This is a genomic window from Schnuerera sp. (genome assembly GCF_035459645.1).
Taxonomy (GTDB): domain Bacteria; phylum Bacillota; class Clostridia; order Tissierellales; family Tepidimicrobiaceae; genus Schnuerera.
Window position 1 is genome coordinate 1 of sequence record NZ_DATHXO010000095.1, and the last position, 6,409, is coordinate 6,409.

Genomic DNA, 6,409 nt, shown 5'->3' on the forward strand with positions numbered 1-6,409 from the left:
AATATCTATGGTACAACTTGGAAAAGTACCAGCCTGGGTTGTAGTACTAATTATAGCAAGGGAATTTACTATTACTGGTTTTAGAATTATTGCTGCATCTGAAGGAATAACTATTGCTGCTAGTGCTTTAGGCAAAATTAAAACTATCACTCAATTAATCGCTATAATTAGTCTATTAATAAATAATTTCCCTTTTAAATTTATTGAATTCCCATTTGATATAATTATGTTATATATTTCATTGTTTTTTACTATTTTATCTGGAATAGATTATTTATATAAAAACAAACATGTTTTAACAACTAGTAAAAAATAACTGAGGTGAACAAGATGAATGCTGAAATAGTTTCAGTAGGAACAGAAATAATATTAGGTAATACATTAAATACAAATACTTATTATCTTTCTAAAAAACTTTGGGAAATTGGTATTGATGTGTTATATCATACATCAGTAAAAGATAACCCAAAATTATTAGAGGATGTTTTAAAAATTGGATTAGAAAGATCTGATCTATTAATTTTCACTGGAGGACTTGGTCCTACAACTGATGATATGACAAAAGAAGTTATTAGCAAAACTTTAGGTCTTGACTTAAAACTAAATAAAAAAATGGAGAAAAGTATTAAAGATTATTTTAATAATACAGGAAAAACTATGTCGCCCAATAATATAAAGCAAGCATATTTACCATGTAATGCTATACCTTTAGTAAATGAAGTTGGCACCGCACCTGGAATTTATATTGAATGGAATGATAAAAAAATAATATTACTTCCAGGACCTCCTAAAGAAATGAAATTAATGTTTAATAAATACGTTATCCCTTTAATACATCAGGAATATATCATCAAAATCAAAACAATAAATACTATTGGTATTGGAGAATCCGCTCTAGAAACTTTATTATTGGACATAATTAAAGATCAAAAAAATCCACGTTTAGCTACTTATGCCAAAGATGGGCAAGTAGATATTAATATTGTAGCTAAGGATATCAAAGAAGAAAAGGTTGATATATTATTAGATGAAATGGTCAAGAAAATTGATAGTAAAATATCTAAATATATATATAGTTACGAAAATGAATCTATAGAAAAAGTAGTCTTTGACAAATTAAAAAAGAGAAACATGAAAATTGCCTTCTGTGAATCATGTACTGGAGGACTTATATCTGCTAGATTTACCAAAGTCCCAGGAGTTTCAGAAGTATTTGATAGGGGAATTGTAACATATAGCAATGAATCAAAAATAAATGAATTAAATGTTAACAAAAGTATATTAGAAAAATATGGAGCTGTAAGCGAAGAAATCGCTATAGAAATGGCTAAAGGACTTCTCAATAAAACAGGAGTCGATATAGCATTGTCTACAACTGGTATAGCAGGACCCACTGGTGCCAGCAAAAATAAACCAATAGGTCTTGTTTTTATAGGAATTGCAACTAATCTTGATTCTTATGCAATTAAATCTATTTTTAACGGAGATAGAAACTCCATCCAAAATAGGGCATCTTTAAAAGCTTTTGATGAGTTAAGAAAAATCTTATAACAGTATAAATTAATTAATTGACTAATAGCTAAAATTATTATACAATTATTTTAGAACTCATGTTCTAAAATGTGAAGGGTGGTGAATCCAGTTTAAACTGGAAAACAATGACTAAGAATAATGAAAAAAAGAAGGCTTTAGATGTAGCGATTAACCAAATTGAAAAACAATTTGGAAAAGGATCTATAATGCGATTAGGCGATAATAAAACTGTTAAAATGGAAGTTATCCCAACTGGATCCTTGGATTTAGACATAGCATTAGGCATTGGTGGAGTTCCAAGGGGAAGAATTATTGAAGTTTATGGTCCTGAATCTTCAGGTAAAACTACTGTTGCATTACATGTAATAGCAGAAGCACAAAAAAAAGATGGTATAGCAGCTTTCATTGATGCAGAGCATGCTTTAGATCCAAGTTATGCTAAAAAACTAGGTGTAGATGTTGAAAACCTTATAGTATCACAACCTGACACCGGAGAACAAGGACTAGAGATAGCAGAGGCTTTAGTAAGAAGTGGAGCAGTTGATATTGTCGTTGTAGATTCAGTAGCTGCGTTAGTACCAAAAGCTGAAATAGAAGGTGAAATGGGTGATAGCCATGTTGGACTACAGGCAAGACTAATGTCTCAAGCTTTAAGAAAATTAGCAGGAGCAATTAACAAATCTAATACAACTGTAATTTTCATCAATCAATTAAGAGAAAAAGTAGGAATTATGTTTGGTAATCCTGAAACTACTACTGGAGGGCGAGCCTTAAAGTTCTATTCAAGTGTCCGCTTAGATGTTAGAAGAATTGATTCTATTAAACAAGGTGACAGTGTTATCGGAAATAGAACGAGAGTTAGAGTTGTTAAAAACAAAGTAGCTCCACCTTTTAAACAAGCGGAATTTGATATAATGTATGGGTTAGGAATATCTAAAGAAGGCAATGTCTTAGATACTGGAGTTGAAGCAGAAATTATTGACAAAGCTGGTTCCTGGTATAGTTATGAAGAACACAGGCTTGGACAAGGTAGAGAAAATGCTAAAGATTTTTTACGTGAAAATCCAAAAATTGCTTTAGAAATTGAAAAAAAGATAAGAAAAAAATTTGGTTTAGATTCTGATGAAAATGATGATAATACTAAGATAAAAGAGAAAACTTCAGATAAGAAAAATTAAATAAACCTCCTAAATAGGAGGTTTATTTACAAGGAGTGTTATTTATTGAAATTACTTTTTATAACTGATACCCATATAAGAGGTACTACACCTAAAAATAGAAAAGATAATCTACCTGACACATTAGAAAAGAAGTTTAAAGAAATTATAAAAATAATAAAAGAATATAATATTGATTATATATTACATGGTGGCGATTTATTTGATAGGCCTGATATCTCTGTCTCTATTGTAAGTAATTTTGCCTCCATACTTAAAGACTTTAATGTTCCTATATATATAGTTTGTGGTAATCATGATATTTATGGTCACAATCCTAATACTCTGAATAGAACAATGCTTGGCCTTTTAAACGCTTTGAGTGTTGTCAGGATAATTGACCAAAATGAAATTATATACCTAAATAAAAATGGAATTAAAGTGCAATTAACTGGTCAACCTTATACTTATAATATTGACAATGAATCAAGTAGACATAACTATATAGTCGATAATATTCCAGAAGATGTAGATTATGCTATCCATATGGTTCACGGTATGTTATTAAACAAACCCTTTCTAAAGGGGATTCCATATACTTTAATTGATCACATCAAAGATACTAAAGCTCATATTACTTTATCAGGCCACTACCATTCTGGATTTGGTATAATAGAAACAAATAATAGATATTTTATCAATCCAGGTAGCCTTATAAGAGTTACCAATAGCTTAACTGAAATAGATAGAATGCCTAAAGCAGCTATCATTGACTTAAATAATACCATCAATGTGGAGCTTTTAGAACTTAAAACTGCTTCTAAAGGACAAGAAGTTTTAGATAGACAAGAGATAGAAAATCATATTTTTAAAAGCGAAAGATTATTCGAGTTCAAACAATCAATAGATACTGCTATTAATTTTGAAAAATTAGAAATAAATGAAATATTAATGGAGGTTTCTAACACTGAAGGTGTTTCTGAAGAAGTAAAGGTGGAAGCTCTCAAGAGGATATCTCATTCTCAATTAAAAAATTTAGGAGACGAGTTTTAATATGAAATATATAAAAAAAGTAATTTTAGAAAACTTTCAATCTCACAAATATACAGAGATTGAATTAGATCAATATTTAAATGTTATAGTGGGGCCATCTGATCAAGGTAAAACAGCTATAATCAGAGGATTAAAATGGGCTCTATTTAACGAACCTTCAGGAGATTTTTTTATTAGAGAAGGAGAAACTGAATGTAGTGTAACAGTAATTTTCAATGATAATTCTAAAATAAAAAGATATAGAAGTAAGAATAAAAATGTATATTATTTATATAACAATGAAGGCAAAGAATTAATCTTAGAAGGTTTTGGTACAAAAGTTCCTCAAGAAGTAATAAATAAAACTTCAATGAGAAAAGTATTATTAGATAGCAACCAATCAAATTCAATAAATATTGGTGAACAATTAGAAGGACCTTTTTTACTTTCTGAAAAAAATGCTACTAGAGCTAATGCTATAGGTAGATTAGTTGGCGTCCATATAATTGATGATGCTTTAAAAGATACATTAAAAGATACTAGGAATTTAAACATTAAAAAGAAAAATCATGAGGAAAACCTAGGAAATTTAAAAGAAAATTTAACACAATATGATTATTTGGATGAATTAATAAATAAAACTGAAAAACTAAAGATTATTAAAAAACATATATATAATAATCAATTGAAATTAGATAAATTAGTGAATATATCGAAACACCTAAACAAAATAAATGGCGAAATATTATTATTAAAAATCCAATTAAAAAAGCTTAAAAATATCAATGACATAACGAATATAGAAAAAAAATTAACTAATGATATTCAAATATATAGATATATTTTTAACGCATATAATAAACTAAATAGAAACAAAAACAATATAAAGGAAAATGAAAACTTACTTAATTCATTAAAGAATATTGATATAATTGGAGAAAAACTTAATTTAGCAAGTATTTCTCTAGAAAGAGTTTCTAAACTTTCTAAAATTAATACAAACTTAGAAAATATTAATATGTCTATTTCAAGTAATAATAAAATATTAAAGAATCTGAAAGAAATTAATAAAGTAGATGAAAAAATCGATTTAATTAAAAAGAGTTCTTTAAAAGTTGATAAATTATTGGATTTAAAAAATAGGTTAGATAATATTAACAAAAGCCTTTCCATAGGTACAATATATATAGATAAATTATCAGATATAGATTCTATATTAGATATTAAAAATTCTTTGGAATTAAAAAATAAACAATTACAAGTTTTAATAAAATATAAAGAGAATTATGATACAATAGTATTTAATAAATCTAAGACTCAAAAAAGATTATTGCAAGTAAATAATGAAATAAATGTTAAATTAAATGAGTATAAAAGCATTTTATCTAATTTAAAAGTATGTCCTCTCTGTTTTAGTAATATAGATGAAACACGAATAAATGTGATAGTAAGTAATTATAAATAGGAGGAAAAATTAATGGATTACGAAAAAGAACTTAATAATCTAAGAGATAATCTTGAAAGAGCTAAAAGTCTAAAATATAGGGCTGAAGCTAGGTTGGAACAACTTAATAATCAACAAGAGGAACTAATTAACGAATTAAAGAATTTGGGAGTAAATCCAGAAGATTTAGAAGAAGAAATCAATAAATTAATGTCTGAAATAGAGAAGCTGTTTAATGAAGCAAATACATTATTACCGAAAGATATTTTAGAAAAGAAGTGATATGGTGATAAATAATTATGAAGATTTAGATGATTATATTTCTAAAATTGACTCATATATATCAAAAGAGCAAGGCAAAAAAGAAAAAATACTTGAACAAATAGATGAAAATATTGATTTAATAGAAAAAATTGAATCACAGATTGATTTAATTGAAAAAGTTAGCTTACTTCTTCAAAGAACTTCTGAGTTTGCCAGAAATCAAGCAAAAATTCAAATTGAATCTTTAGTAACTAATTGTCTACAATATATATTTGATAACAATATTGAGTTCCAAATTGAAATTGAAGAATTATATGGAAAACCAAATGCTGAATTCTATGTAATTACAAAAGCGGATGAAACTATAATCAAAACAAAGCCAGAACAATCGCGGGGTGGGGGAATTGTAGACATTATATCTTTAGCATTACGTATTGCATTTCTTCAAGTACATAAGCCCAAAATAGAAGGTCCTATTATTTTAGATGAACCTGCCAAACACGTAAGTGAAGAATATATCTTTAATGTGGCAGATTTTCTCAAAAGAACATCAGAAATGTTCGGTCGACAAATTATTATGGTAACCCATAACAATCATCTTTCTTCCATTGGTACACAGGCTTATAGAGTTAGTATGAAAGGCACTGAAAGTAAAGTAGAGAAGATAACACCTAATTAATACTCTTGACATATTTATTTAAAAGTAATAAAATGTAATCGTACCTAGATATATAAAATCATATGTATATGCTATATAAGCCGAAAGCTTAGGCTAGTCGGTTTATATTTTTACCTAATGATCTTATTTAAAAAGAATATGTGGTATGAAACTTGAAAACATATCAATTTACAGATGAATACGAGCATTACCCAGTTTGCCCCGAACGCTTATTCTTATCCCTTGATAAGCCTGTTGCTCCCGGATTTCCTGGGCACTCACACTTTCAGGATCAAATTCCAACCCGTCTTCTTCCACCTC

7 protein-coding genes are annotated in these 6,409 nt (G+C 27.9%); all 7 read left to right on the forward strand.

What is annotated here, in order from left to right; all coding sequences use genetic code 11:
- The coding region (locus tag VK998_RS02285; protein WP_325225019.1) for a CDP-alcohol phosphatidyltransferase family protein at positions 1–316 on the forward strand (316 nt) is incomplete at its 5' end.
- A 14-nt stretch (positions 317–330) separates the two neighbouring features.
- Positions 331–1,551: a competence/damage-inducible protein A gene (locus VK998_RS02290; RefSeq protein WP_325225021.1), complete on the forward strand. Its 1,221-nt coding sequence runs from the start codon at positions 331–333 to the stop codon at positions 1,549–1,551.
- A gap of 107 nt (positions 1,552–1,658) precedes the next feature.
- Positions 1,659–2,711, forward strand: coding sequence for a recombinase RecA (recA, locus tag VK998_RS02295; RefSeq protein ID WP_325225023.1), 1,053 nt, complete (start codon positions 1,659–1,661; stop codon positions 2,709–2,711).
- Positions 2,712–2,756: 45 nt separating this feature from the next.
- Positions 2,757–3,743 (forward strand): metallophosphoesterase family protein, encoded by a 987-nt coding sequence (locus tag VK998_RS02300; protein WP_325225025.1) that lies wholly within the window; start codon positions 2,757–2,759, stop codon positions 3,741–3,743.
- 1 nt (position 3,744) lies between these two features.
- A complete protein-coding gene (locus tag VK998_RS02305) occupies positions 3,745–5,187 on the forward strand; it encodes an AAA family ATPase (protein ID WP_325225028.1) in 1,443 nt (480 codons plus the stop codon).
- A gap of 12 nt (positions 5,188–5,199) precedes the next feature.
- Entirely contained in the window at positions 5,200–5,448 is a 249-nt protein-coding gene (locus VK998_RS02310) for a hypothetical protein (RefSeq protein WP_325225030.1), read from the forward strand.
- 1 nt (position 5,449) lies between these two features.
- On the forward strand, positions 5,450–6,109 hold the full coding sequence (locus VK998_RS02315; protein ID WP_325225033.1) for an AAA family ATPase: 660 nt from the start codon (positions 5,450–5,452) through the stop codon (positions 6,107–6,109).
- Positions 6,110–6,409: the final 300 nt, after the last annotated feature.

What these genes read in the sequence shown, in the direction of transcription:
- recA (WP_325225023.1), top strand. Translation starts at nt 1,659, where the DNA reads ATGACTAAGAATAATGAAAAAAAGAAGGCTTTAGATGTAGCGATTAAC.
- VK998_RS02305 (WP_325225028.1), top strand. Translation starts at nt 3,745, where the DNA reads ATGAAATATATAAAAAAAGTAATTTTAGAAAACTTTCAATCTCACAAA.
- VK998_RS02290 (WP_325225021.1), top strand. Translation starts at nt 331, where the DNA reads ATGAATGCTGAAATAGTTTCAGTAGGAACAGAAATAATATTAGGTAAT.
- VK998_RS02310 (WP_325225030.1), top strand. Translation starts at nt 5,200, where the DNA reads ATGGATTACGAAAAAGAACTTAATAATCTAAGAGATAATCTTGAAAGA.
- VK998_RS02315 (WP_325225033.1), top strand. Translation starts at nt 5,450, where the DNA reads ATGGTGATAAATAATTATGAAGATTTAGATGATTATATTTCTAAAATT.